The sequence below is a fragment of the Mesorhizobium sp. WSM4848 genome (genome assembly GCF_055811375.1).
In genome coordinates this window covers 1-24,645 of the sequence record NZ_JBVVPX010000024.1, presented here as the reverse complement: position 1 = coordinate 24,645, position 24,645 = coordinate 1, and the positions used below count along the sequence as shown (strand labels likewise).

At 56.4% G+C, this 24,645-nt stretch carries 21 protein-coding genes; 10 read left to right on the top strand and 11 right to left on the bottom strand.

What is annotated here, in order from left to right; genetic code table 11:
* Positions 1-233 precede the first annotated feature (233 nt).
* Both AC0L16_RS21060 and AC0L16_RS21055 read right to left on the bottom strand, forming a co-directional pair.
* Entirely contained in the window at positions 234-527 is a 294-nt protein-coding gene (locus AC0L16_RS21060; protein WP_473622998.1) for a hypothetical protein, read from the bottom strand.
* A gap of 524 nt (positions 528-1,051) precedes the next feature.
* On the bottom strand, positions 1,052-1,774 hold the full coding sequence (locus AC0L16_RS21055) for a Crp/Fnr family transcriptional regulator (protein WP_473622996.1): 723 nt from the start codon (positions 1,772-1,774) through the stop codon (positions 1,052-1,054).
* 385 nt (positions 1,775-2,159) lie between these two features.
* Here AC0L16_RS21055 and AC0L16_RS21050 point away from each other — a divergent pair, with 385 nt between their 5' ends.
* Positions 2,160-3,527: an exopolysaccharide biosynthesis polyprenyl glycosylphosphotransferase gene (locus AC0L16_RS21050; protein WP_473622995.1), complete on the top strand. Its 1,368-nt coding sequence runs from the start codon at positions 2,160-2,162 to the stop codon at positions 3,525-3,527.
* 152 nt (positions 3,528-3,679) lie between these two features.
* On the opposite strand, the gene AC0L16_RS21045 is transcribed toward AC0L16_RS21050, so the two are convergent.
* The 5 genes from AC0L16_RS21045 to AC0L16_RS21025 all read right to left on the bottom strand — a co-directional run bounded on the left by AC0L16_RS21045 (position 3,680) and on the right by AC0L16_RS21025 (position 10,701).
* The gene (locus AC0L16_RS21045; RefSeq protein WP_473622994.1) at positions 3,680-4,831 is read right to left on the bottom strand and encodes a glycosyltransferase; all 1,152 of its coding nucleotides are present in this window, start codon (positions 4,829-4,831) and stop codon (positions 3,680-3,682) included.
* Positions 4,832-5,088: 257 nt separating this feature from the next.
* On the bottom strand, positions 5,089-6,237 hold the full coding sequence (locus AC0L16_RS21040) for an acyl-CoA dehydrogenase family protein (protein WP_473622992.1): 1,149 nt from the start codon (positions 6,235-6,237) through the stop codon (positions 5,089-5,091).
* A complete protein-coding gene (locus tag AC0L16_RS21035; protein WP_473622991.1) occupies positions 6,237-7,802 on the bottom strand; it encodes an amino acid adenylation domain-containing protein in 1,566 nt (521 codons plus the stop codon). The genes AC0L16_RS21040 and AC0L16_RS21035 overlap by 1 nt, the downstream gene beginning before the upstream one ends.
* Positions 7,803-7,810: 8 nt before the next feature.
* Positions 7,811-8,071, bottom strand: coding sequence for an acyl carrier protein (locus AC0L16_RS21030; RefSeq protein WP_077378588.1), 261 nt, complete (start codon positions 8,069-8,071; stop codon positions 7,811-7,813).
* Positions 8,068-10,701, bottom strand: a complete 2,634-nt coding sequence (locus AC0L16_RS21025; RefSeq protein ID WP_473622990.1) for an SGNH/GDSL hydrolase family protein — start codon at positions 10,699-10,701, stop codon at positions 8,068-8,070. Before AC0L16_RS21025 ends, AC0L16_RS21030 begins: the two co-directional genes overlap by 4 nt.
* Positions 10,702-11,047: 346 nt before the next feature.
* On the opposite strand from AC0L16_RS21025, the gene AC0L16_RS21020 reads away from it, so the two are divergent.
* From AC0L16_RS21020 to AC0L16_RS20990, 7 genes are all read left to right on the top strand, one after another.
* Complete coding sequence (locus AC0L16_RS21020) at positions 11,048-11,350, top strand: glycosyltransferase (protein WP_473622988.1); 303 nt, start codon at positions 11,048-11,050, stop codon at positions 11,348-11,350.
* A 49-nt stretch (positions 11,351-11,399) separates the two neighbouring features.
* Positions 11,400-12,566, top strand: coding sequence for a polysaccharide pyruvyl transferase family protein (locus tag AC0L16_RS21015; protein ID WP_473622987.1), 1,167 nt, complete (start codon positions 11,400-11,402; stop codon positions 12,564-12,566).
* Positions 12,567-12,588: 22 nt separating this feature from the next.
* Entirely contained in the window at positions 12,589-13,566 is a 978-nt protein-coding gene (locus AC0L16_RS21010; RefSeq protein WP_473622986.1) for a nitroreductase family protein, read from the top strand.
* A 579-nt stretch (positions 13,567-14,145) separates the two neighbouring features.
* Positions 14,146-15,396 carry a glycosyltransferase gene (locus tag AC0L16_RS21005; RefSeq protein ID WP_473622984.1) on the top strand — a complete coding sequence of 417 codons (1,251 nt, stop codon included), beginning with the start codon at positions 14,146-14,148 and terminating at the stop codon, positions 15,394-15,396.
* Between the two features lie 99 nt (positions 15,397-15,495).
* Positions 15,496-16,761: a glycosyltransferase gene (locus AC0L16_RS21000; RefSeq protein ID WP_473622982.1), complete on the top strand. Its 1,266-nt coding sequence runs from the start codon at positions 15,496-15,498 to the stop codon at positions 16,759-16,761.
* A gap of 447 nt (positions 16,762-17,208) precedes the next feature.
* Positions 17,209-18,690, top strand: coding sequence for a lipopolysaccharide biosynthesis protein (locus tag AC0L16_RS20995; RefSeq protein ID WP_473622981.1), 1,482 nt, complete (start codon positions 17,209-17,211; stop codon positions 18,688-18,690).
* A gap of 207 nt (positions 18,691-18,897) precedes the next feature.
* A complete protein-coding gene (locus tag AC0L16_RS20990) occupies positions 18,898-20,037 on the top strand; it encodes a hypothetical protein (RefSeq protein WP_473622980.1) in 1,140 nt (379 codons plus the stop codon).
* A 98-nt stretch (positions 20,038-20,135) separates the two neighbouring features.
* Here AC0L16_RS20990 and AC0L16_RS20985 read toward each other — a convergent pair whose 3' ends face one another.
* Positions 20,136-20,987 (bottom strand): hypothetical protein, encoded by an 852-nt coding sequence (locus tag AC0L16_RS20985; protein WP_473622978.1) that lies wholly within the window; start codon positions 20,985-20,987, stop codon positions 20,136-20,138.
* 169 nt (positions 20,988-21,156) lie between these two features.
* Here AC0L16_RS20985 and AC0L16_RS20980 point away from each other — a divergent pair, with 169 nt between their 5' ends.
* A complete protein-coding gene (locus tag AC0L16_RS20980) occupies positions 21,157-21,423 on the top strand; it encodes a hypothetical protein (RefSeq protein ID WP_473622977.1) in 267 nt (88 codons plus the stop codon).
* A gap of 140 nt (positions 21,424-21,563) precedes the next feature.
* Here AC0L16_RS20980 and AC0L16_RS20975 read toward each other — a convergent pair whose 3' ends face one another.
* From AC0L16_RS20975 to AC0L16_RS20965, 3 genes are all read right to left on the bottom strand, one after another.
* Positions 21,564-22,325 (bottom strand): DUF2334 domain-containing protein, encoded by a 762-nt coding sequence (locus tag AC0L16_RS20975; protein ID WP_473622976.1) that lies wholly within the window; start codon positions 22,323-22,325, stop codon positions 21,564-21,566.
* Positions 22,318-23,799 (bottom strand): ATP-grasp domain-containing protein, encoded by a 1,482-nt coding sequence (locus tag AC0L16_RS20970; RefSeq protein ID WP_473622974.1) that lies wholly within the window; start codon positions 23,797-23,799, stop codon positions 22,318-22,320. Before AC0L16_RS20970 ends, AC0L16_RS20975 begins: the two co-directional genes overlap by 8 nt.
* A gap of 151 nt (positions 23,800-23,950) precedes the next feature.
* Complete coding sequence (locus AC0L16_RS20965) at positions 23,951-24,232, bottom strand: hypothetical protein (protein WP_473622973.1); 282 nt, start codon at positions 24,230-24,232, stop codon at positions 23,951-23,953.
* Between the two features lie 96 nt (positions 24,233-24,328).
* Here AC0L16_RS20965 and AC0L16_RS20960 point away from each other — a divergent pair.
* The coding region (locus AC0L16_RS20960) for a transposase family protein (RefSeq protein WP_473622972.1) at positions 24,329-24,645 on the top strand (317 nt) is incomplete at its 3' end.

Below are 24,645 nucleotides of genomic sequence, written 5' to 3'. Positions count from 1 at the left end.
GCGTTTCAATTTGCACAGCGAGCGGTCCAAATATCCTTTTCGCGCCACTGCGGCGGCCGAGTTGCAGATGGCGAGCTCGCCGTGCCGCTTGCTGATCAAAGTCAGGAGCTAGTGTAGCCCCTGCCCTCGCCTAGGCTTGCAAACCCAGAATCGTCGATAGGCGGTAGCGTCGTGGGAAAACGTGGATACGACGACGGATCGCGGCCAAAACCAGACCTGGCATGCGGAAGGCGTCAGCTTTGCCGCAAAATTTCCCGCGCCAACTCTTGCCATTCCTCTTCAAGCGTCAAGGTCGACGCCGCGGCGTCGCAGCGACGATACCAATATTCCGCATTCGATTGATCGCCTTCCTTGCGATGCAGGTAGGCATGCACGCGCATACAAGCCGTATCGTCGCGCACCTGTGCGCGCTCGTGTGCCTTGTCCCAATCGCCCTTCGCATCCCACCACAGCGCCTGCAGGGCAGGATTCAAGCCGGCGGGCGGCTGTGATTTCGCGATCGAATCTCTGAAGACTTGCAGATCCATTTTCCACCGACGTGATGTACCTGGGCGGAGCCGATAATAGTCCCGGATTCCCCAACAGCAAGTCGCACCGCGCGCACCAAAGAGGCGGTGCCCTGGTGCGTGCCATTGGACAATCTCGGGCGGTACAAAAAAGCGCCGCCGATTACCGGTCGCTCGCGGTAGCTGGCCAGGCGGCTCCTCACGCCGAGCCATAATTTTTTCGCGACGCGTTCCAGCGGCAAGCTGACCGCTTGGGCAAACAGCCGACGCTTAGCTGCTTCATTTCGCAAGCTGCCGAGCCGCATCTGGGTCAGGAGGTTGCGCCGGCCGGTCTGGCGGTGCTCCAATTCCACCGTGAGCCGAGGGTCCGTGGGGATGCTCGGGGCTGCGCGAGTGCGTTGCCATCTCGCCGGCAGTGTCCGGTGCGGCGACCTACGACGCCGACGTAAAGGACTCTACCGAGCGATCCGCGCACGACCGGCACCACTTCCGGTTCATTATCTTCCCGGAGGATGGCGTGGAGATGCCGAGCACACGGGAAGGCATCATTGAACGATCAAACGCGAGTAGCCAAGAGCAACAGACTCTAATGCGGTGCGATTGAGAATTGTCAGCGAGCCGTGGTCGTATTGGGTCAGATCCCGCCGTTCCCATTCTCTCAGGCAACGATTCACTTTCGCTCGAGACGCCGGGATCATTGCCGCGAGGTCGGTCTGCGAAATGTGGATGCTCAGAGCTCCATTCACGGTAGCCGTGCTGTGCGGGGTCTCAGTCAATCGCAAGAGCGTGCTCGCCAATCGAATGGATAGGGCATTGGACGCACTGTGGATCACTCGCTCTTGCGCGTCGTGCGTTGCTTGGCATAAGTACGGGATCACCTTCAGTGCGAGATCCGGGTGCTTGTCGAAGACGCTAGCCATGAAAGCTGCTTCGATTTGGAGCAAGTCGCTGTCCACGACTGACGCAGCGTTCATGTTACTGTGTCGCGCGATGAACAATCTAGTCAAGTCGAAAGTGTCACCGGGACCGAGATCGGAATAGATGAATTCTCGGCCGTCTGAGAGAGGAACACTAAGACGAACTTTTCCGTGAATTATGTAGTAAATATAACGCGGTATGTCCCCAAGGTGAGTTAAGACTTTATTCTTTGGAACCCTCCTTAGGATGGCTGCTTTCGCCATTTCACTAAGAGTATCTTGCCCAAATTGCCGAAATAAGCGTATTTTGTTCAGCTGCTTGACTCGAACCTCAGCGCCATTCTCTGCCATGGCTCCCTCTCCCTCCCTGATAGGGTAAGCGCCCCGGCCCCCTAAAGCGTTGCCTTGACCACCTCTTTGAACGAACGACCTCCAGTCCGTTCTCGCGCAAACGCGTCAAGACAGAAAACATTAACACATTAGGATACGATAAAATAGCGACTCGTCTGTGCCCGGGGTAACAGCGACATCTCTCTGAGACATTTAAATCATCTAACCGACTGGGAGCCGTTGGGATAACCCCCTCCTTTTGGGATGGCGTGCCATGACCCAAAGAGGAGAAGGGATGCAACAAGATTCGGGGGGTCGTCTCATGCGGCATGCACCAACCGAGGCGTCGCGTGCGCTCTGGAAGCGGAGCGTAGAGCCGCTACGGCTCCCCGTGGGAGCAGTTTGCGTGTTTCTCGCAACTGCTGATTTCCTCCTTGGACAGACAATATTTCTTGCGTCAATTGAGCTCTACCATCGGGCCTTCGGCGTGAGCCCGCCAGATATCTGGGATTCGATCTGCCTAAGTGTTACTGCCGGCCTGTTGCTGGTCGCATTCATGACCGCCAGGGGCGCCTACACGGTTAGTGGCATCCTGGACGATCACTGCAGGATCAAAACACTCTTCAGCGGCTGGCTGTTTGTTTTCTTTTCAATTCTCTGGCTCGCCTTTCTCACGAAGACGACGTCGACGTTCTCGCGCGGGTCCTTGACGCTGGCGTTTGCCGTCGGATTCCCAATCCTGCTGCCTGGCCACGCGGTTCTAGCGCGCGGGCTGAAACGGCTTCTGGCGGCTGAGAAACTCGTGTTGCGCACAGTTTATCTATTTTACTCTGGCGTTCCTGGAAAGGAACAGGGGATAATTGCCAAGCTTGGGCAACAGGGCATCGCGGTTTGTGGTGTTTCGAACATCGAGAACCATGATGACACGACCGCAGCACGATCGGTGCATTCCGCCGTCGCAGCTGCACAGGGTGCGTTCCGTAGCGGCTCGTATGGGGCAGTTTATCTCTTTTGCTCTTGGGACCAGCGGAAGTTGATCGAACGCATCCTGGAGGAAATGTCCCGCCTCCCGCTGCCGATCTATCTTTTCGCCGACGCCTACATAGATAGAATTCTGGCTGGATGCCCGCTGCACACCGGCTGGCAGCGAGCCTTCGAAGTCCAGCGTGTGCCGTTGAGGCCTGACGAACGCCTGCTCAAGCGGATGTTCGATATTGCTGTTGCATCCCTGCTACTGCTGTTCCTGTGTCCGTTGATGGTCTTGGTCGCATTTGCCATAGCGCTCGAGAACGGTCGCCCTGTGCTGTTCCGGCAGATGCGACGAGGTTTTGGTGGTAAGCCGTTCAATATTTACAAATTCCGAACGATGACGGTGCAGGAGAACGGTACACAAATTCGCCAGGCTCAGCGCAATGATGCGCGGGTTACCCGACTTGGCCGAATATTGCGCAGGTCAAACATCGACGAGCTGCCGCAATTAGTCAACGTGCTTCGGGGGGAGATGTCCCTGGTCGGGCCCCGACCTCACGCCGTCGCTCATGACGATACCTATAGTGTGATCATTGCGAGCTATGCTTATCGTCATCATGTAAAACCCGGTTTGACAGGCTGGGCTCAGATCAATGGCTTTCGAGGGGAAACGAAGGAACTCTGGAGGATGGAAAAACGCGTTGAGCACGACCTCTGGTATATAAAATCCTGGAGCATGCTTCTCGACGTTAAGATAATTTGGAAAACTGCTCTACTGATCTTCTCGGATCGTAATGTCTATTGATGTATATAGCCAGCTTCTCGGGAAGCTAAATGGATATATGTAGTTCATCCTCCGACCGATTGAACGGATAATTTTGATTCACAATCTGGTTCGCGCCGGTTCAGTCGCCGGTTGGCGGCGCAGCCGTCTTCAACAAGAGAAATTGTGCAGTCCTATGAGCTTCCGCTCGACGGCATCCGGCTCTTGATTTCCTCTAGAATGTTTGTTGCGCGTGCGATGCGGCTGTATCTGGACAGAAAGTCTGCCTTCGCCTGCTGACCAATCTGATCCCGAAGCGCGTTGTTTTCGCGCAGGCGCTGAAGAGCTTTGACCCAGTCGGACGGGTTGTCTGGCGACACCAGAACGCTGTTGACGCTGTCCCTCAAAACTTCTCGGATAACTGACAGGTCGGAGGACACTATGGGTTTGCCATGCGCCATATATTCGAAGAGCTTGAGCGGCGACATTCCCTCAGCGATATTTCGACCGCCGCCCTGGCCCTCTACATCTCTAAGATAGGGCGCGAGTACAACGTCCATTTCGGCCAAGTAGGCACATGTCGCGGCGTGAGGAACGTAGCCATGAAACACTGTGTTCGGGCATTTGGCCAGTTTCGATGTCCAATACTCTATATCGCCTGGTGTTCCCCCGACGATGTGAAATGTCGCCCAGCCGCATCGAGGCGCAATAGCGCTTATTATCTCCATGCCTTTTCCCTTATACAGATGTCCGACATAACCAACCTTGAACGTGCCGCTGAGGCTGCATGGCTCGACATTCGGCGGAACAGGATCCGCGCCATTGGGCGCGATGAGAATTTTTCCCGCATGTTGAGGAAAGAGGCGGATGCTGTCGTCCCGCAGACGTTGCGACGTGACGACCAGCATACGGAATGCATCTAGGCCTATCACTTTGGCAAGGCGCTGACGCTGACGTCTGCTCAAACTGCCAATCGGGTCGTGAAGCTCAAAAACGGTCGTGAACCCGAAAAGTCCGGCAGAAACAAGCGCTACAGTAGCCGAGCGTGTAAAGACGACATGCGGCCGCGGCCAGACCGCAGCAAGAAGCGCCAACACAGCAAAAAAAAGCTCCCGGCCAGGCACAGGCCAAAAGGGTATAGGGAGAACGCGGAATGGGAACTCGGTTCCGAATCCGTATTCGCGCGCGATCTTCTCATAATGATCCCGTGTATTCATGGAGGCGCGTGGAAGCGCTAGCAGGACCTCCGCTCCGGCAACCCGAAATGCATGGCACATCTTTGCGACTTGTACCGCATTGGCGGCCGGCGCCGGGACGCGCGCAGAATGTATATAGAGAAGCCGCATCCACAAAGCCTTTCTTTCACGCGTCGCGGCTGGTCTGGTTCTTCGCCTCTGAGCCGCAAATTCGGAGACCACGGCCCGGGCAGACGCACCCAAGTCGAACGACAAAAGCGCCCCGCCGTGGTGGCACCGTGAGTTGTGATAGTACCACTCTCCGGTTGCCTCACCAAAATCGATCGTCGCCCTTTTTCGCGAACTGAGGGCAGGCCCAGCGACAGCTCACGCCGCCCTTCACGGACAGGTTCTGACCACAGCCGTCATCAAAGCCCCAGCCAGCCAGCAATAATGTTGCGCTGTATCTCAGAAGTTCCGGAATAGAGTTTGCTGCCGATGGCATCACGCACGGCACGTTCGACGTCGAATTCGCTCAAGAAACCATAGCCGCCGAAGACCTGGACGACATCGAGCGTGGTGCGAACTAGCGATTCGCTCACAAAGAGCTTCGAAACGGCGGCGTCGAGTGATACGGACTGGGAGCGCTCAAGGCCCCACGCCGCCTTGTAGACGAGCAGTCGGGCCGCCTCCACCTGCATCTTCATGTCGGCAATCTTATGGGCGACCGCCTGGTGCTTGGAGATGGCCTGGCCGGACTGACGCCGGGTGCGCGTATAGGCGACTGCCTTTTCCAGAAGCCGCTCCATGGTGCCTACATGACTGGCGAATAGGCACGCCCGCTCCCAGTCCATGCTATGAGCGAACAGCCTGGAGCCGCCGCCCACTCCACCGAGAACAGCGTCCTTCGAAACAAATACGTCCTCGAAGACAAGCTCCCCGATCGGAGACGTCCGCAGTCCCATTTTTTCGAACTTTTGCGCGACCAGATAGCCGGGCAGCCCGCGGTCCACGAGGAAGCTCGTGATGCCGCCGAAATACCCCTTGGCGCGGTCAGTGACAGCAAAGACGACAGCAACATCTGCCACCGGCCCGTTGCTCACGAAGGTCTTCGTGCCGTTGATTAGAAAGCCGTCGCCATGAGGCTCCGCCCGGGTTTGCATCGCAAATGCATCGGAGCCCGACTCCGGTTCGCTCATCGCATTGGCTGCGATCAAAGTGCCATCACAGAGCCCCGGGAGATATCGATTCTTCTGCTCTTCAGTGCCGAACTTCCAAATCGGCACCACGCAGGCCAGAAGGTGGGCGCAGATCGAGAAGACCAAGCCGGAATCCTCGCAGCCGTAGCCAAGCGCGTCGATTGCAATGGCCGTGGACAGGGAATCGAGACCGGGTCCCCCGTAGGCCTGGGGGACTGGCAGGCCGGTCAGGCCCATCTGCGCGCAAGCCCCCCACAACTCGCGCTGGAATACTTGGTCTCGGTCGCGCTGCCTGACATCTTTATTGAGCTTATCTTGCGCGAAGCGAAGGATCTGGCCACGCAGGATACGCTGCTCCTCGTTCAGCGCGAAATCCACTACTCCATCCTCATCAGATGCTGGTAGTCGATTTTATCTGTCGATGTCTTGGGAAGTAACTGCTGATGCGAGAACCAGTCCGGGACCATGTAGGCCGGCAAGTTGTGGACGCAGAACCGCTTCAGCTCGATGAGCGACAGCGCATGGCCGTCGCGCGAGGCATAGAACACCTTTATGGAGACGCCCGACTCCTCCGAGCGGGCGATCGCCGCCACCTCGGAGATCGCTGGATGGCGATAGAGCGCCGTCTCGATCTCGCCGAGTTCGATCCGATATCCCCGTCTCTTCACCATCCGGTCGCGTCGACCGCGGAAGGTGTAGACTCCGCCATCGCCTTCGATCACTACATCGCCGGTACGGTACCAACGACCGCTTGAATCGACATGAAAAGCGGTGCTTGTTCGCTCAGGCATGTTCCAATAGCCCAGCATCACGGGAGCACCGCTGATTGCGAGCTCGCCTTCCTGGCCTCGCGGCACGTTGCGACCATTCGCATCGATCACGCGTGCCTTAACATGCGAGCAGGCGCGCCCGATCGGAAACGGCGCCGAGCGGTCTTCGGCGATCGTCTGCGGGATTTCGTAGTAGGTACAGACGTTGGTTTCGGTTGGGCCATAGAGATTCAGGTAGCGTGCGCGTGGGACCACAGCCTTTAGCCTGCGCAGGTGCTTGACCGGAAAAACCTCGCCGGCAAATAGAATGAACCGAAGAGCGTGGTCGTCGCGAGCATCAAGGCCGCCGTGCTCGACCAGAAGCGTGAGTACGGAAGGCGTGGAATACCAGACGGTCAACCGCCGCTCGGCGATCACCGACGCCATCCAGGTCGGATTCTTGCCGAGCTCCTCACCGATGAGGAATACGGTCGCGCCGTGCTTCAGCGGTACGAAGATGTCGAGAATAGACAGGTCGAAGTGGAAAGGCGCATGGGAGGAGAAGCGGTCGTTCTCGTCAGGGGCGAGGATATCGGAACACCAGTCCACGTAGCTCGAGCCATTGCGATGCGTCAGCATCACACCCTTCGGCTGGCCGGTCGAGCCTGAAGTGTAAAGAACGTAAGCGAGATTGTCCGGCCCCGGCCGCGTCGATTCGTCCTCCACTGCCAAGCCGCCCTCGGCTTCCACGCGCGCCAAATACGTCGCGAGCGGCGAGGAACCGTCGGACCAGTCGAGCGGCAAGAGCCGAGGTTCCGCAGCCAAGCGCGTTAACTCACAGCGCAAACTTTCGGCTCGGGACGCCTCCACGAAAATCGCGCGCACGCCGCAGTCGTTAAATATGAACGCGTTACGCGCAGGCGGTGCCAGAGAGTCGACGGGCACATAGGCCGCGCCCACTTTTAAGGTGCCGAACAGAACAGCGAGCGAGGCGATCGATTTTGGAAGGCAAATGCCGACGCGGTCCCCCGGCCGGACGCCGATCCGACGCAGATGGTCGCGGACTTGGTCCGACAGCGCGTCGAGCTCACCGTAGGTGATCTGCTGCCCAGAGCTCGCCTCGACAGCGGCGCACGTCTGGGGATACCGCCTCGCGCTCTGTTCCAGATACTCGTGTAAGGCAGCGACCGTCATGGCGGGCTCTATGTGGACGCCTGCTTCGACTGAACGAAATTGGCAATTTGGGCGATAGAGTTCAGGTTCTCCGGCACGAGTTCGTCAGGGGCGATTTCGATACCGCAGGATTTTTCCAGGTAGGCAACGAGCTTCAGCGTCGCCAGCGAGTCGAGAATGCCGTCAGTTATCAGCTCCGTTGAATCCGTCAGATTCTCCGGCCTTTCGCCAGGCAGGAATTCCTTCAATATGAAATCCCTGGCCATCGTCCTGATCTGGATCGCGTTCATTGTTCCTCCTTTTGCGGAGCAACCACAAGGTTCAGGGGAATTAGATCCCGGTGTTGCTGCAGCACCTCGTAAAGCTCGTCGGCGATGAGCCGATGGCCGGCGGCGTTTGGGTGATCGTCCCAAGGTGCTACAAGAAGGGTCCGCCAGTCGTGCCCGTCATACACGTTGGAAAGATCGAGAACGTTGAATCCAGCCTCGGAAGCGATGCGCCTCTCCAGCTCGGGACTGGTCCTCTCGTCTGGTCTGGGTAGATAGATCCAAAAGACCCTGACACCTTCTCGCTTCGCGGCTTCCACGATTCGAGAATAGATTGAACGCAGAAGTCTCTCTCCGTAGGGCGTGAGCTTTCTTTGAAGCACCTCGCGGTCGGCGCTGGGATCGATCCCGCTCTCGCGTACAATGTCGCGCACGAAGTCGTAGCGATATGCGGAGCCATTCTGGATTGCTTTCACGAGACGCTTTAGCATTCGTGGAATAAGCGCGCTGTGCTCGAAGTAAAAAATGTACTGTGGTTTGAATGCGAGCACCCGATCCTCGGTGATGGCCAGAACGTCCAGAGGGACATAGCCCCCGACGGCGAAGTTCAGCATCTCGTAATCTCGATACCCGCTGTCGGCCGCCTGCTCATTCAGCCGCCGCTCCAACAAGCCCTCGAAAATCTCTTCATCCGCGACGCCCTCGCCGAAGACGTGCGAAGAGCCGACGATTGCAATTCGTAGGGTGCCGGGATAAGGAATCTTCTCGTAGTCCTGATCTCGCATGCCCCAGCGGTTGATGTGGATCCGCTTTCCCTTATAGTCAGCTTGGGAGAGTGGACGCAGATAGATCGTGGGAAGCGCACCCGTGAACTCGCTCAGCGGCGTCTTGTCCAAATTGTCCCAACCGTCGTGTCGTTGTTGGCCATAGACAATCCACAGTTCTGGGTTAAATGCGCCGACATTGACGAGGTTCTCGTAGTAGCCGCGCTCCAGGTTCGCGTTGTCGCGCCTATTGAGGTTCGGCATTCTAATGTCGGCCATTGCGGTGCTGACCGTCTCGCCGAGGCGATCGCGAACCACGGGGAGCGAGATGCAAACCGCGATCAACCCGCAGACACCGACCGACGCAACCGACCGCCGGAAACTGTACTGGCGGTCGGCGCTGCCGCGCGCGAGCACAAGGGCAGGAATGCCAATGATGGCTGCCACCGCGAGCAGCACCAGGGCAGGCGTCGTTTTGCCTGGGCCTTCCACGCCCACAGTGTCGAAGACCGAGAACCATTGCGGGACCGAGCTCGCGCTCCAAAACGACCAAAGGAGCGAGATGACGACGAATACGCCAATGGTCCGGCCCGCAGTTTGCAGCGCACCGCTCCAGCTTAGTGCCCCGCCACGCAGACGCCGCGTGCGACCGTGCCGCATTTCATAGAGGGCGTTGATCGTCACAAGCACGGCCAGGATCATCCAGAAGAGGAAGTCGTTCCAGGTGAATACCCAGGTGCCACGTAACCAGAACCACTGATAGTTGTGCAGCAGCCAGGTCGCGAGGAACGCGAGGAGGGTCGCGCTAACCAGCGCTACGCTCTCTCCCCAGCGTCGAAAACGAAAATACAACGGATAGTATACAATTTTCATTATGAAGTCCTTCCAGTATATATTTATTCGACGCCAGAAATCTGTGAAACTTGAGGAAAGAAAGTACAGATTGTGGGTTTCTGGAAGGTTGAATCCAAATAAATGCAAAATCCCGGTGATTATGTGAAATGTTCCTGAAACCTTCAGATAAAGTAAAAATGGCCATATGATAAATTGCAAAAGCTCAATCTGATTGTGTACGTCCGCAGCATCGATCACAAACCGCTGGTACACGATACGGTAGCATATTAAATGGACAGCGCCGCGAAACATCCACTGAACACCTGTTTGATAAATATAATGCCGGTCAGCATTGTAGTAGCTGCTGCGGAAAGTTCTAAAATCTACGACCGGAAAGAGCGGGAAGCACACGTTCGGCAACATGAAAAAATACGCGAGACGTTCCGAAACCGTCGCCATCCTCTGTTCACGCCGCATTTCGTACGCATAGACAATGAGACGGAACATGAACATGGAAGCGAGCACGGGCCAGACGGCGCGCGTCCACGGGGTCGCAATCCAGTCCATTCGTGCGGCGGCGAGCCCGCAGCCGGCGCCAACCAGCGCCAGCACTCTCCATCCAAAAGCGATGGGTAGGTGGACAATTCCGATCAGTACGAGCCCAATGGCGACGATCCAGGCGGCATCGATGAGGCCCTCAAATCTCCAGTGGTGCCAGTTGGGCCCAAGGTTCGCGAAGACTGCGGCGATAGCCGCGAACGAGAGCAGCACGAAAAACGGCAGCCGGTAACGCTGTGGCAGGAAGTAGTGCACGCACCAGCCGGCGAAGGCAACGAGCAGGACGCGGACAAGCGCATTAGTCTCGAGCCTGAGGAGATAGACCAGCGCGATGAAGAGGGCCAGCTCGCCGGCTATGGCGAACCAAGCCAGGATGCTTCTCGATTCAGTCCCCGTTGGATCCGCCGACCACGGAAGAGAGAATGTCTTGATCCAATGCACGCTCGCGCGCCTCAACCAGCTGCCGGCGGACATCGACAAGAAGTAGCTTTGGGGCATGCGAAAGATCCGCAAGCTGCTGGTTCTCCCCCTCCCATGACTCCCATCTCCTGACGGGTAAGCGCCCGGTCCTTGGAGCGTTGCCTTGACTTCTTTGAACGAGTCCGGTTCCGCGCAAACGCAGAAGTTCCAGTACATAAGTTTATCACGATAAAATCGCTCCGCTGTGCCCGAGGTAACAGCGACCCGTCTCTAAGTCGCTTAAATCCAGCCAGCTAAATCTGACCGATTGAAAGCCGATTCCGAATGGGATCGATCTGCCCCGCAATCCGCGCCGCGAGCCGAACGCCGATGGCAGTCGACGCTCTATCTGCCTTGGCCATCTCAGTCCGGAACGCTCGGGCACATGATCGACGAGTTCGCGGCACTTCCCGCCGAGGCAAAGGCGCAACTCACTATACTGGGCGATGGCCAATGCCGCGCCACTCTCGAGGAACAGGCGGCCCGGTTGGGTCTTTCCAGCAGGGTCACTTTCGCTGGCTCGGTCGAAAATGTCTTTCCATCCCTGTGGGAGGCTGAATTCTATCTTTCCACCTCGGTGTCGGGAGGTATGTCAAAGTCAAACGCTCCTGAAAACAGCCTCTATTCCTTGAAGATCGTTAAGTACAATTCGGCCGAGGAGGCAATTGTTGCCTACGTGCTGGTGTGATACTTTACTTGACGGGACAACTTGCCGTTGATAGCAACGGACCTGCTAAATGTTGATTGGCACACTAACTTTGCACACCGGTTACAACGAGGGGGCGCAGCTTCAGAGCCTCGCCCTCCAACGCTGCATTTCGGACCTGCGTCCCGGCTCGCCGGCGGAGATCGTGGACCACCGCTATCCAAGACGACTGGAGACTGGCTATGGGCCGGCGACAAACGCACGCCAGCGAACGCTTGCCGCCTTCGCCGATGGACTGCTGCTCAGCCCCAAGAGGTTCTACTCGGAGGATAGGTCACCAACGTTTCGCTACGTAAGTGACCGCTATGATGCGGTTGTGGTGGGTAGCGATGAGGTTTGGAAGATCGACTACGTCTCCCGTCTCGGTGGGCTGATCAAACTTCAGACCAACCCACTATGTCCCCCATTTCCCAATGTCTACTGGCCAGAAGTGGCGTGCTCGAAGATAGCATATGCGGCGAGCACCGGCAGCAGCACCAAATGGACCGAAATGCCGCGCCGCAATCGATACTTGATGGCCAAATGCCTGAACGAATTTGTCGCGATCGGCGTGCGGGACGAGCGGACACGTGAGATGGTCCTCTGGGCAGATCCAAGCCTCGCGGATCGTGTGACATTGACCCCAGACCCGACAGTCACTCACGATCTAACTTCGAATGCCACTCATGAAAGCCTGCGCGTAAAGCTGGCTTCCTGGGGCGTGGATTTCAATCGGCCCCGGGCGTTGGTGATAGCCGGCCAGCACGAGCTCTATGCAGAGGCCACGACCTCTCTGCGGGCGCGCGGCGTGCAGATTGTATCGGTCTCGGATCGCAATCACCTCGCAGACATCGATCTCACCGAAAAGCCTATAGATCCCATCGAGTGGGCAAATCTGGCATCACAATTCTCCTACTGCTTGTCAGAGCGCATGCATGGGGCACTATTTGCTCTGCGGAACCGGTGCCCGTTAATTTGCCTGGACAGTCGGCGACCCGCCATCGGCTTCCCCACTAAGAATGAAGCTTTGATGACGCTGATGGGCATTCCCTCTCAGTACGTGTGTATTCACCGCAAGGATGCCAGGGACAATTTGCTGGACATGTGCGAAAACCTCGGAAAACTTGTTCACGACCACGTGAAGATAGACAACCGATTCCGGGAACTAGCTGAGATTGGCCGTACGTTTCTGGACAGGGCCCTGCCTGCGTCCAAGTAAAACAAATTAAGATGTTATAAAAATGCTTCGAAAGCTGCAAATTCTTCTGTCTGCTCAAGCGAAGGTAATCATCTCCTACGTATATGACGTTGGAAATTACCTACGTTACAACGGGGATTCGCTGCTGGTTCCCAAGAAAGAGCGGCTATATTACCGAATAATCGTGGACGCTCACTCGATTGAGAAGGGCCTTTCTCTAAAGGACAGGAGGCCCGGTTTTGGCCAGGAAAAAATCAAGCGACTTATGAATGAGGTGTCCTCCTACGACACCTCGCTAGGGGCGTTTCCGCTTGAAATGGCTGTCGGCGCACTTCGCGCCTATGTTGACCTTCATCCACCAGGAGAGGCTGAGCAGCCCTTTGTTGAGAAAGTTCGTCAATTCGTCGAGCGTTTCAATGGGCTTGATGGAGTCGCCTTCACCGGCGGGGTTCAAAGCGCCGTTCTGCCAATTGGGGGGCCAGCCCTCACACTCCTGGAAGGACTTCAGTGTCGTCGCTCGATTAGATACTTTGACGAACAATTAATAGATCGCACCACATTGCTGGAGTTGGTACGCTTGGCCCAAGGTGCGCCATCCCAATGCAACAGGCAGGCGACAAGAGTATACCTCTACCAGGGCCGTCATCAAATCGATCAGATACTCGCCCTGCAGGGCGGGGCGCGAGGCTTTTCACAGTCCATATCAAACCTGGCCATTGTCACGTCAGACACAAGGGCCTGGCGAGGAAGCAATCAACGAAACCAGATTTATGTCGATGGTGCGCTGTTCCTAATGCATTTCCTGTTGGCCGCGGAGGCACTTCGGCTCGTGGCTTGCCCACTCAATCTCGCGGTCGATAGTCGAGTTGAACGGCAAATTCGTGACGTAGGTCGAATTCGAGCAGGCGAGAGATTGATTGCATGCGTCGCCCTTGGCCCTATGGCAGGTACTGCCATCAGATTTGCCAGGTCGCCGCGCAGGCCGATTGATGAGGTGGTCTCGTTTGTAACCGAGGAGTAAGTCTCCGCTGGCACTTGCAGAGCGATCGAACCAAGCTGGCTTCTCGGGGAAGGGACAATGTCTTGATCGACTGCCCGCTCGCGCGCGCCAACCAGTTGCCGCCGCACATCGACAATAAGTAACGTGGAGCACGCGAAAAATCCGCAAGCTGCGGGTCCGGCCCCTCCCATAAGTCCCTTAAAGCATTGCCTCCACTACTTTTTTGAACGAGTCCGGTTCCGATCCGATTTCGCGCAAACGCGGTGAGGGAGAAATATTGGTACAAGGTATACCACAAAATAATCACTCCGCTGTGCCCGGGGTAACAGCGGCAGTTCTCTGAGACGTTTAAATTCAGCAAGTTAGATCTGATCGACTGGAAGCCGTTGGAATAACCCTCCTTACGGACTGCATGTGTCATGACCCAAGAAGGAAGGGCACACTTAGGATTCGGGGTTCATCTCCATACGGCATGCACCCACCGGGGCGTGGCATGTCACTCCAATGCAGTAGCACCGATATCGGGACGCATGGACCAAAAGCGCGGCTGGGCGTGGGAACGCACCCAACGGATAAATTCAGCGCGATCGGTGCGGCGATATGAAAGTACAGGACGCGGAAGGTAAGATTGACTTGGGGCGTCGACTGCGTATCGCTCATGTCATCACCCGTCTCATCAATGGCGGTGCTGATGAGAATACTGTCCATTCCTGCAATTGGGCCGCGCAAGGGGGGCATGATGTTGTCCTGCTACATGGCGAGACGGTCCAGCCGGAAATCATAGCTAAAGTGGACCCGCGGGTGGAACTCATTGGCGTCCCGGGCCTGACTCGGTCCATTTCGCCTGTCTCCGACATGCGGGCATTGTTGGCGCTCACCCGGAGATTCCGCGCCTTGAATGCCGACATCGTGCATACGCACACCAGCAAGGCAGGTATTCTCGGGCGGCTCGCCGCATGGGCGGCGGGAGTTCCAGCGATCGTTCATGGCGTGCATATCGTGCCTTTTGTCAATGTCGGCGTCGCCGAGCGGTTTGCTTATCTCGCCTTGGAAAAGCTGGCAGCGCCAGTCACCAGTGCTTTCATCAGTGTGAGCGAGGGCATCCGCGACTTATGCTTGAGCGCAGGAGTGGGACATCCAGACAAACATTATGTCGTCCATTCCGGATTCGATCTCGATCGTTTTCGCAACGCCGGTCCGCCCGACGATTGGCGCGATTTGTTGCGCTTGACCCCGGACGCGCCGCGCCCGTCCGTGCTCTTGATGATCGCGGCTTTCGAGCCACGCAAGCGACACACGGAATTTCTGGACGCTTTCAACAAAGTCGCCGTCCGGTTACCCGACGCGGTGCTTGTACTCGCGGGCGACGGGCCGCTTCGCTCGACCGTGGAATCGCGGGCCAAGCGGCTTGGACTCGAACGACAAGTGGTCTTTACCGGTTATAGGGACGACCCCGAGCGGCTGATCGCGCTCGCGGATCTCTGCCTGTTCTGTTCCATGCGGGAGGGATTGCCCCGGGTGGTCATGCAATATCTCGCCGGTGGCAAGCCCTGCGTCGCTTGCGATCTGCCAGGTCTTCGTGAAGTGCTCCGCCCTGGTATCAACGGTGTGATTACACCCGCGGATGATTTGGCAGCCATGGCCGATGCCATTGCCGCCCTCCTGGAGGATCGTGCAAGACTGGCCTGCCTCGCCCAAGGTGCCGCCGCGGCGACGGATCTTTCGAACTGGGACGTCAAGCTGATGGGCAAGCGGACCGATGCCATTTACCGCGAGGCTCTTGACCAGCATCGGGCAAGCAAGGGAGTATCAACAATACCTCCTGTCCGAAATGTGGCGCTTCCGCGATGAACGGGTGTGACCTATGCGTTTGACAGTGATCGGGCAGGTTGTGGGATTGGTTAGCGATGCATGCTTTACCGATTTCGGGTGCGTCGATCTGGACGATAAGTGGATAACGCTATCCCGCGGATTGATATGATTGTAACAGAAATTGTCTCTGCTCATCCGATGAAGACCGCGCCAGCCGAAGCTCTTCCCAGCATTCGAGTTCTGCTCGTGCTCCCAACCTATTTTCCTGAGTCATATGGCGGCGGCGAACAACAGGCGCGGCGATTTGCTCGGGTGCTGATTGAAAGCGGCGTTTCCGCAACCATTTTGGCACCCAGACTGTCGCACTCGACCCCGAAACGGTCCGCCATCGACGGGGTGCCTATCCATCGCCTTCGTTTGCGCGCGGCTCCGTATTTGGGCGGGCGGCATATGCTGTCGTTCCTGTCGTGGTACGTCCAGGTTTTGATCTGGATGCTGCACCGTCGCGACGAATTCGATGTCGTACATATCATCCATGCCCGACTTCACGCTGTTCCGGCGGCATTGGCAGGAGCCCTCCTGCGCAAACCGGTTCTCGCAAAATTGGGCCGGGGCGGACGGGGTTTCGATCTCGACGTTGTGCGCGAGAAGAAAATCATCGGTCGCTGGGCGTCCGCCTTGATTAAACGTCACGTCACGGCCTTCATCGCCAATAGCCGCCAGATCGCTGGTGATCTGAAGAGACATGGCATCGACGCGGATCGCATTCATATGATTCCGAATGGGATCGATCTGCCCCGCATGCCGCACCGCGAGCCGAGCGCCGATGGCAGCCGACGCTTTATCTGCCTTGGTCGTCTCGATCCGGAAAAATGCGTCGAGCACATGCTCGACGCATTCGCGGCACTTCCCGCTCAGGCAAAGGCGCAACTCACCATCCTGGGCGATGGCCAGTGCCGCGCCACTCTCGAGGAACAGGCGGCCCGGTTGGGCCTTTCCGGCAGGGTCACGTTCGCCGGCGCGGTCGAAGATGTCTTTCCTTTTCTGTGGGACGCAGATTTCTATCTTTCCACCTCGGTGTCGGAAGGCATGTCAAACGCCCTGCTCGAGGCCATGAGTTGCGGCGTGGTGCCGATCGTCACCGATGTCAGCGGTGCGTCCGACATTGTGGAGCATGAGTACAGCGGCTTTGTGGCTCGCTCGCATGTGGAGTATTGCGGACTCCTTCGTCGCGCACTCGGCCTATCGAAGGCCAAGCGCGATGACATGGGAGAGCAAGCAGTGAACACCATCGCAATGCGCTTCAGCATGGAGAGGGCTGCCCAAGAGCAAATGAAGCTCTACGCGGCTCTTCTCAAGGAAGGGACCTCTTCGCTCCGCGTCCAGAGTGTGAATCGCACATGAAGCTCATCCTTTGCGCGCGGCAGCGGCATCCGCAGATTGTTGTTGAAGGCAACAAGACCGGGTTCAGTGAGCGGCTTCCGCCTCTGCGTTTGAATGGGGGCAAGAAGCTGCCGCCGAGGGAACAAACCAGATGAGGCTCATCCTCCAATATTGGTACCCCAAGCGGGAACAACACCGGACTACCACCGCTATCTATCGGTTTGACGGGATGTTTTCGGGCGTAGCGCTGGTGAGCTGCGAATGCCATCATGAAGTGGCTTAGGCGCAGATGGACCTCCGGCTGGAGCGTTTTTTCAAGCGGATGGTGTCCATAGCGCGTCGGCGATTGCCGTTTCTGTCGTTGGCGCTTGAGATGGTGCGCGCCACTGGGATGCACAGGATGCTTGTCGTTGCATTGAGCCGTCTCAAGTAGTTGAGCGCATTGTTCTCAGTCAGGGTGGTAGGCGCGTGAACGAAAACCGGAATTTGACACGCGAGGCTGCCCGGGGACTTTCCTGGTCGGGCACAACTCTGCTGGCCCGAATCTTATTGCATGTCCTGGTCACGGCCGTTCTCGCGCGCCTGCTCTCCCCCCGAGAGTACGGCATTGTCGGCGCTGCGATGATCATAGCAGCCATCGGCAATAACCTTGCCAATCTCGGCATGTCGCAAGTTGTGGTCCAGCGACGGGACATCGAGGAGCGCCATGTCGGAACCGTAGTTTCCTTGTCCATGATGATGGCTGCCATTCTCGGCTTGCTTCAATGGGTGTTTGCACGGCAGATTGCCGATTTTCTTCGTGTGCCGGAATTGGTCCTCGTTTCGCGCGTCCTTGCGGTGATGATGGTCGCGAACGCGTTCAATCTGACCACCGAGGCCCTTCTGTCGCGGCACCTGAAATTCAAAATATCCTCCATGGCGAGGCTGGTCGCATGGATTGCTTCCCACGTCGGCCTAGCCATTCCGCTTGCCTATTTTGGGCTCAGCTATTGGGCCTTGGTGGTCGCGTACATGGCCGAGGCGTTCATCCTGGCCAGCATCTATTTTTTCATTGCCAGGGACTATCTCGTGAGTCCCCGTTTCGACATGCAGTCCTACCGCGATATCCGCAGCCAGAGCCTGGGCTATTCGCTGGCCGGTATATCGAGCTTCACCGCCAAATATATAGACAATATAATTGTGGCACGGTTGATCGGTACTGCAGAGCTTGGCATTTACTCGCGAGCATATTATCTGATCGCAATGCCGGCAAATCTGTTCGGCAATCTGAACAAGAGCGTCGTTTTCCCACTTCTGTCGAAGGTTCATCACGACAAGGCGCGACTACGCAGCGCTCAGCTCAAGGCGTATGCTTTGACTGCTGCGCTCTCTATACCGACCAGTGCGTTTCTATGCTGTTTTGCAAAAGAGGTTGTGTTGACTGTCCTCGGCGAAAAGTGGATGGATGCCGTCGTTCCTATTACCGTGTTCTCTATGGTAATGTATTTCCGCCTAGGTTATAGAGTTTCCGGAGCCGTGATGCTTGCGACAGGCCAAAGTTACCAAACAGCCTTCATGGCGTTCGTTTATATGTCACTTGTCGCTTCATTCGCATTGCTCTCAGCGCCCTACGGCGTGAACGCGGTGGCCTTTGCAGTGTCCGGCGCCATCGCGACGAGTTTCATCCTTTATGCGGCGGTCGGTTGTCGGATGACAGGATTATCAGCTCTGGATTTCGCGCTCGTCCATGTGCCGCCTGTCGCATTCGCCGCTGCGGTGTTCGCCACCGGCTCGGCGGTCAAAATGCTGCTTGCCGGATCGCCCGACTATCTTGTGCTCGCGACCGGGCTGTTCGTTACAGGTACATTGTCCGCTGTCACTGTCTATCTGAGAGCGTCGCTCCTCTTCGGGAAATATGGCGCGGAAGTTCTGCAAACGCTAACATCCAAGCAAACAAACCGAATGCATTAGATTTGCATAGCCCCACAATACCTGCGTTCTCGGCGTGTCTTGCGACAGACCATCAGAGGATATGGAATGCATCATGAAGGTACGGAGGCTTGACGATACAGTCGACGGAGTTCAGTCACGACGCCCCCTTACTGTAACCGGCTCAGGGGCGAGACCGTTTGTGAAGCCGGTGTCATGTATGCCGGCTATCAGGCAAGGAAATGCCAGATGAAGCTTATCCTCCACATTGGCACGAGCAAGACAGGAACAACTGCGCTACAATATTTTCTTTCCGCGAATGCAAAGAAGCTCCGAGAGAGAAGAATTTACTATGCTGTACCTCCAAACCAGTTCAATTTCAACAGTGTTACCAACAGCTATTTGCTATCCGGCACGGACAACTTCCAGGCATTCTTCCTGCATCATCTGAGGGCGGCCGAACGAGACGGAGCGCACACGATCATTGCAAGTTCTGAAAACCTTTATTTGATCAGATACCTTGCGCGTTTCATGGCCAATAAATCCAGCGCCGACGCCCTATCACAGGAGCGCAATTTGATCGAACGGTTGCGTGCTTCCATTCCGGCGAAGATGGAATGCCGTGTGCTGTGTTATGTGAGAAGACCGGATCATTGGCTTGAGTCAATGTATAATCAGAACGTCAAGCGCGGTGTTCTGTTCACCGGAGATGTCATCGACTTTCTAAACACGATCGAGGATAGTTTGGATTATCGTCACTGCCTGTCCATCTGGCGCGAAGTCTTTGGAAGCAGCGCGTGTTTGGTACGCGTCTACGAGTCGGCGCTGCCGAATCTGATCGGTGATTTCATGAAGAATGTCGTCGGGATCGAGTATCTCTCCGCATTCGTACGGCCCTATCGTCGGGCTAATGAACGCCTGAGCCGAGATGTCTTGGAGTATAAGCGCCTCAAAAACGAGCATATCCTGTTTTCTGAGCGGCGGCTGGAACGAAAGATCTATGCATTGGTTGATCGGAGAGTGACGAATCCCGACAATAATCACGAATACCTTTCACCCGATGAGAGAGCCGACCTCCTATCAAGGCTGGAACCAAGTATGAAGTTGCTACAGGCGGAGTTTTCTCTGCCCCCCTTTCCGCAACTCGATCTCGATGCGGCCAAGGCCACGTGGCAGCCCTACCCGGGACTTGCGCTCGAGAAGAGAAAGGAGATCGAATTCCACTACAACGCTGTTCAAGGTCGGATGGGCTTCCGTCTGGAGCGCATTCTGAGGCGATGGGCCTCCTTCACTCGCAGGCGATTGCCTTTTCTCTCATTGATATTCGACTTTGCGCGCGGCAGCGGCATACGCAGATTGCTGTTGGAGGCAACAAACCGATTTCAATGACCGGCTGCCGGGCGCTAAGGACTGGATACCGTGAACTTGTCTACGCCTATCCCGTGCCTATTCCGGGCCAATCGGCAAACGCCGTTAACTGCACAAACTCAGAAATTGTCAGCTCCATAGTCGAACAATTCCGCAGTTGCGCGGGTGTCTGTCCAAATCCGCTGTCGTGCTGAACGATCGAGGCGGGCAACCGCTCGGGTGTTAACGTCTAGTGCGATGTGATCGGGTGCTTCATCCAACCTTATCCGCAGCTTTTCGCCAGTTGTGGCGTTTGTGTTCGTCGTCCGCTCCGTCCCAAATGATTTGACCTTAAACCGGATCCTTCCGTCCTCCGCTGCTGCTATGCCGAGCGCGTCGTAAAGGCTTTTTACAAAGGTATCCGGTGATTGGATCAAGTCCTCGAATCGAAGCAATAGCGCATCAGGCTTTCCCGAGGCTTTGAACATTAGGCTAGTCACATCATTGTACCATTTGATCGCGCGCGCCTCGCTGAGACCGCTGCGTATGAGCCCTTCGCACATCGGTAATGGATGCCGCGTAAGCACAAGGTTCCGCGCTTCCATAAACCCGCGCGCAATCGCGTCGTCGAATGCGATGTAGTAATCCATCACCTTCAAAACGACGTAGCGCGCTTGGGACTTTTCGTTGCGCTCCCCGTGGCGGAGCGACTCGGCAGTCGCTGCGCGCATATGCCGCCAGAGGAAGGGAACAGACGCCCAGTTGACGGCCCCGCCAACATGGCACGCAGCCTTGCGCAGCTTGTAGAAACGTCCGAATACCCCCTCATGCCATTCGCGGTATGGCATCAACACATCCGGCGAGCTGCCGATGATATTCCAGACAATGTTTGACCCACCTCGGCCAAAGCAATTCAATAGAAGCGCATTGGGCGGAAGAACTTTGCCCGGCCTGGTGGGAGGCGAAGCACCGATCCTGTCAGCGGTCTGCATCTGCTTTCTCCGTTATCGCATCAGGCGCGACTCACTTCCCTGGCCGTCGTGGAAAGGCTAAACTGAAACCTATGATATGCTGCGGAGCTTGTGAGGAGAAGCGCGATAGTAAGTAACGGGTGTCCATGCGGAGTCTCATCCCGAAACCAGCAATTATTGGCACACGACAATGACCAACCGCCTTTCTCGCCGGGACCTGGCGCGGGCCGCATGCGCCGCCCTTGTGCTGGCGACCGCCGATCGCCCAGGACGGGTGCTCGCGCCGCCGGTCCGGCGCAAGGCTCGCAGCCGAAAGCTCACTCCTGGCATCCCCTGGTCTGTTCCCGGAAATGATTGTGAAGTTGATGGTTCGCTGCATTCTCTGATGTGTTCTGTGATCAATGGCGTGACTTATCGGCTCGGCATGTACTTGCCGAGTTACAAAGGCGCGCGCTGATGTTCGGTTCCTTGGCGGTTGGGCCGGTTCCAACCGGAGACCTGAGCATCACGTGCTCCGGTCCTCGGATACGGATAGGATCGTGTTCGGAAGCGGCCGCAATGATGAGAGCCAGAGGAAACTTACCCTCTAATGAGGTGTTAGCGGGTTGGCTGCACTGCCGCGCGTACCTTTTTGATCTGATCCCTAACCAACCGACGAGCAAGGATAGCGGTTTTGGTAGCGTGCCGGGACAGAACAGACATAGTCAGCGGCCGCGGCAGCTTGGCAGCCTCATACAGACTGACCACTTCAAACCGTTGCAGACCCCCTACCATCCTTTCGATTTCTACATAGGACATTCCATCAAGATGGATGCATGACGTGTAGACGCCGAGTCGCCACCCGTGCGGTCGCGCGAATAGCTGCGGAACCATTATAATTTCACCCTCCGGATATGGCCAAAAACCGTAGCCATCGGTAACATAACGGAAGCCAGTGCGCTCCAAAGCTTTTAGAGTAGTGTTGTCGAATGTATGCCAAGGTGCCATGAACACGTCGGACCTTAGCCCTTCGGCAAGCAATATTTCGGCTCCCGCCGCAAGTCTTTCGACCTGTATGTCAAGCGGATGACCTGCGAACTCGCTTCGATTTCTGATGCCAAGGTAGTTGGCGTGGCTGATGTCGTAGACGTGCCTGTACCCATGCTGTGCAACTATCCATCCCTCGGTGGAAAGCTGGCGTATCGTATCCCAGAATTCCTTCCTCGGGGCATCGTGGCAAAGCTGGGCGTCCATGCACTCCGGGATAACGCCAAGTGTGGCCGTGAAGCCGCGGCGCGACAATCCTTCGACGAAGCGCATGAAAGTTGCCCACTTCATTCTTGGGTGGATATCGTCGACCCTGATCACGAGTTTAGCCAAACGCTTTCCTCACCAGATCGGTTATTCGGCGAAAACACTCTTCGTAAACGTCTGAGGACCTGCCGTCCGGGTCCGCCACATCTCCGCTTTCTCCAGCGAGTTCACTCAGCAGAAATACCTTATGGCGCGGGACCCTCCTACGGACCTCGTTGACATGGCGACTTTCGAATACGACGACGTTCTCTGCTCCCGAGATCGCACGCTCCAGAACTGTCGTACGGTGACCCGCTGCGCTCGTGCCAAGAGTTCCTTCGATATACCTTTCGACTTCAATTGAAGCGCGCCGGTCGGACCTTGTCAGTAAACATCCCGATTTGGCCGGAATGCCCAATTGATTGGCAACATAGGCGGCCACAACGCTGCGATTCACATTGCCCTTGCAGATAAATACCACCCCTTTGGACACATCAATCGCATGGCGCTCCGTCCGATGCGGAAGGCGAAGGACGGCTTTTGAGTACAAGGGACCAACTGCAGTGACAAACTGATACATTCCTGGCAAAGGATCTGATAATCGCTCAATGTCGAATTGCTCTGTCCCAGAGAACACCATTCGGAAAGAAGCGAGCCAATGAAATAGTTTCTGGGGATTTCGAAGAACCCAGCCAATGTCCTTCTTTAGATGCCTGGCGAAAACGTTTTCACGCGCCACCACAAGTTTACCGGTTCCCATACCCTGAAAGGCGTTCAAAACTAAGGTGGGATAATCCGCGCCGGCAAAGAGGGAGAGATTGAACGAACCCCAAGGACGACAATTTAACTCCATCAGGTAAAGTTCTCCATCGTGGCGCTTGCATTCAATCATCATCACGCCCGTCCACTCAAGGGCAGCGCTAAGGCCGCTAGCAACCTCTATAATAAGGTCTGTTACTTTCCCAGAGCGCCTGTAAGAGCTCCCGCCACCATAGCCCGGCTCGTGCAGCCGTTCCGTGACGGAGACACCGAGAAGCTGTCCCTGATATGAGGCGAAGTTTATCCCTGCGCCCGGGCCCGAGATGGGCTCCTGGATCAAAAGAGGCACAGGCGTGTCTCTGATCTTGCGCTCTAGCTCATTAGCTGTCTTGACGAAAGAGACCGATGTTCCGATCAGTCGATCGTCAACAATGTGAGACGAGAAGATTGGCTTGGCAAAGCAGGGGAATTCGATTCCAGAAATGTCGCCGTTAGGCGGAACCAGCGACGTTGGCGGGGCCTTCAACCAAGGCGCTACCAAGGAAATCGCGGCGAGCTTGTTCTTTGCCTTCTGAAGAGAGCAGAATGGAGGGCCTAGTATCGTAGTTTTTATATTGTCACGAGCATAGTATACAAGTTCAACAGCGCCATCTGTTATAGGAATAACATAGTCAATATCTCCAAGTGCCGTTGCAAGATTTAATGCTGATCGAGGCAAATCAATATTTGGATTTCCGATTGCAACCCGATTGCGACAATACCTTGATAAATCGGCTACTCTCTTGTTGTTTCCAAACTGCACGTGTGTAATATCGTGCCCGGCTCGACCCAAGGATCGACACACCGCAAGGCCGGCTCGATCGGTTGCGTCAACTAAGGCAATCTTCATAATCGTTAATAATCGGGAGTTGTTATTTGGGGGGTCTTGTCATAGGGCGCGCCAACGACTTTTTTCAGTCCAATTCGAGGCTCGAGAGTGGGGCCAGTGTTACTTGCCTGTTAGCAGGTTGGACGTTCTGACTCATCGCCTCGGGCTCCGACACGCTCACCGCCTGCACGGCTTGAGTTTTAGGGCGATCCGAAAACATGCCTCGCAAATACAGCTTGATGGATGACCCCGGAGCTTCGAACAACTGGGCGAAGACAAAGACGATGGCCATCACCACGGCAAGGATTGCTAGGTAGATGCTGGAAGTTCCGGCGCTAATATATCCCGGAATGGGGGTGTAACGCAAGCAGTGGCCGGTGGATCCAGGGCAACGAGTTCAGGTTAACGGCGAGTTGTAATTTGTGGCACGGCGTAGGTTGGCGTGATTCAAGAGGCTTCCATGATTCGAGAGGAAGCCATGAGCCAAGACGTAGCCGCGCGCCGCAAGAGCCTTTTGGAGCATTTTTCGGCCATCAAGGACAATCGCCAGTCCTGCAAGGTGATGTATCCGCTGAGCGAGGTGCTGCTGTTGGTTGTCTGCGGCACGATGGCGGCTTGCGACGACTATGACGACATCGTTCTGTGGGGGAACAGGCATCTCGACTTCCTGCGGCGTCTGCAGCCCTACCATTTCGGCATTCCTTGCGCCGATTGGCTGCGGGTGGTGATGAACCGGATCGGACCGGACCTGTTCGCCTCCTGCTTTCTTGCCTTCGTTGC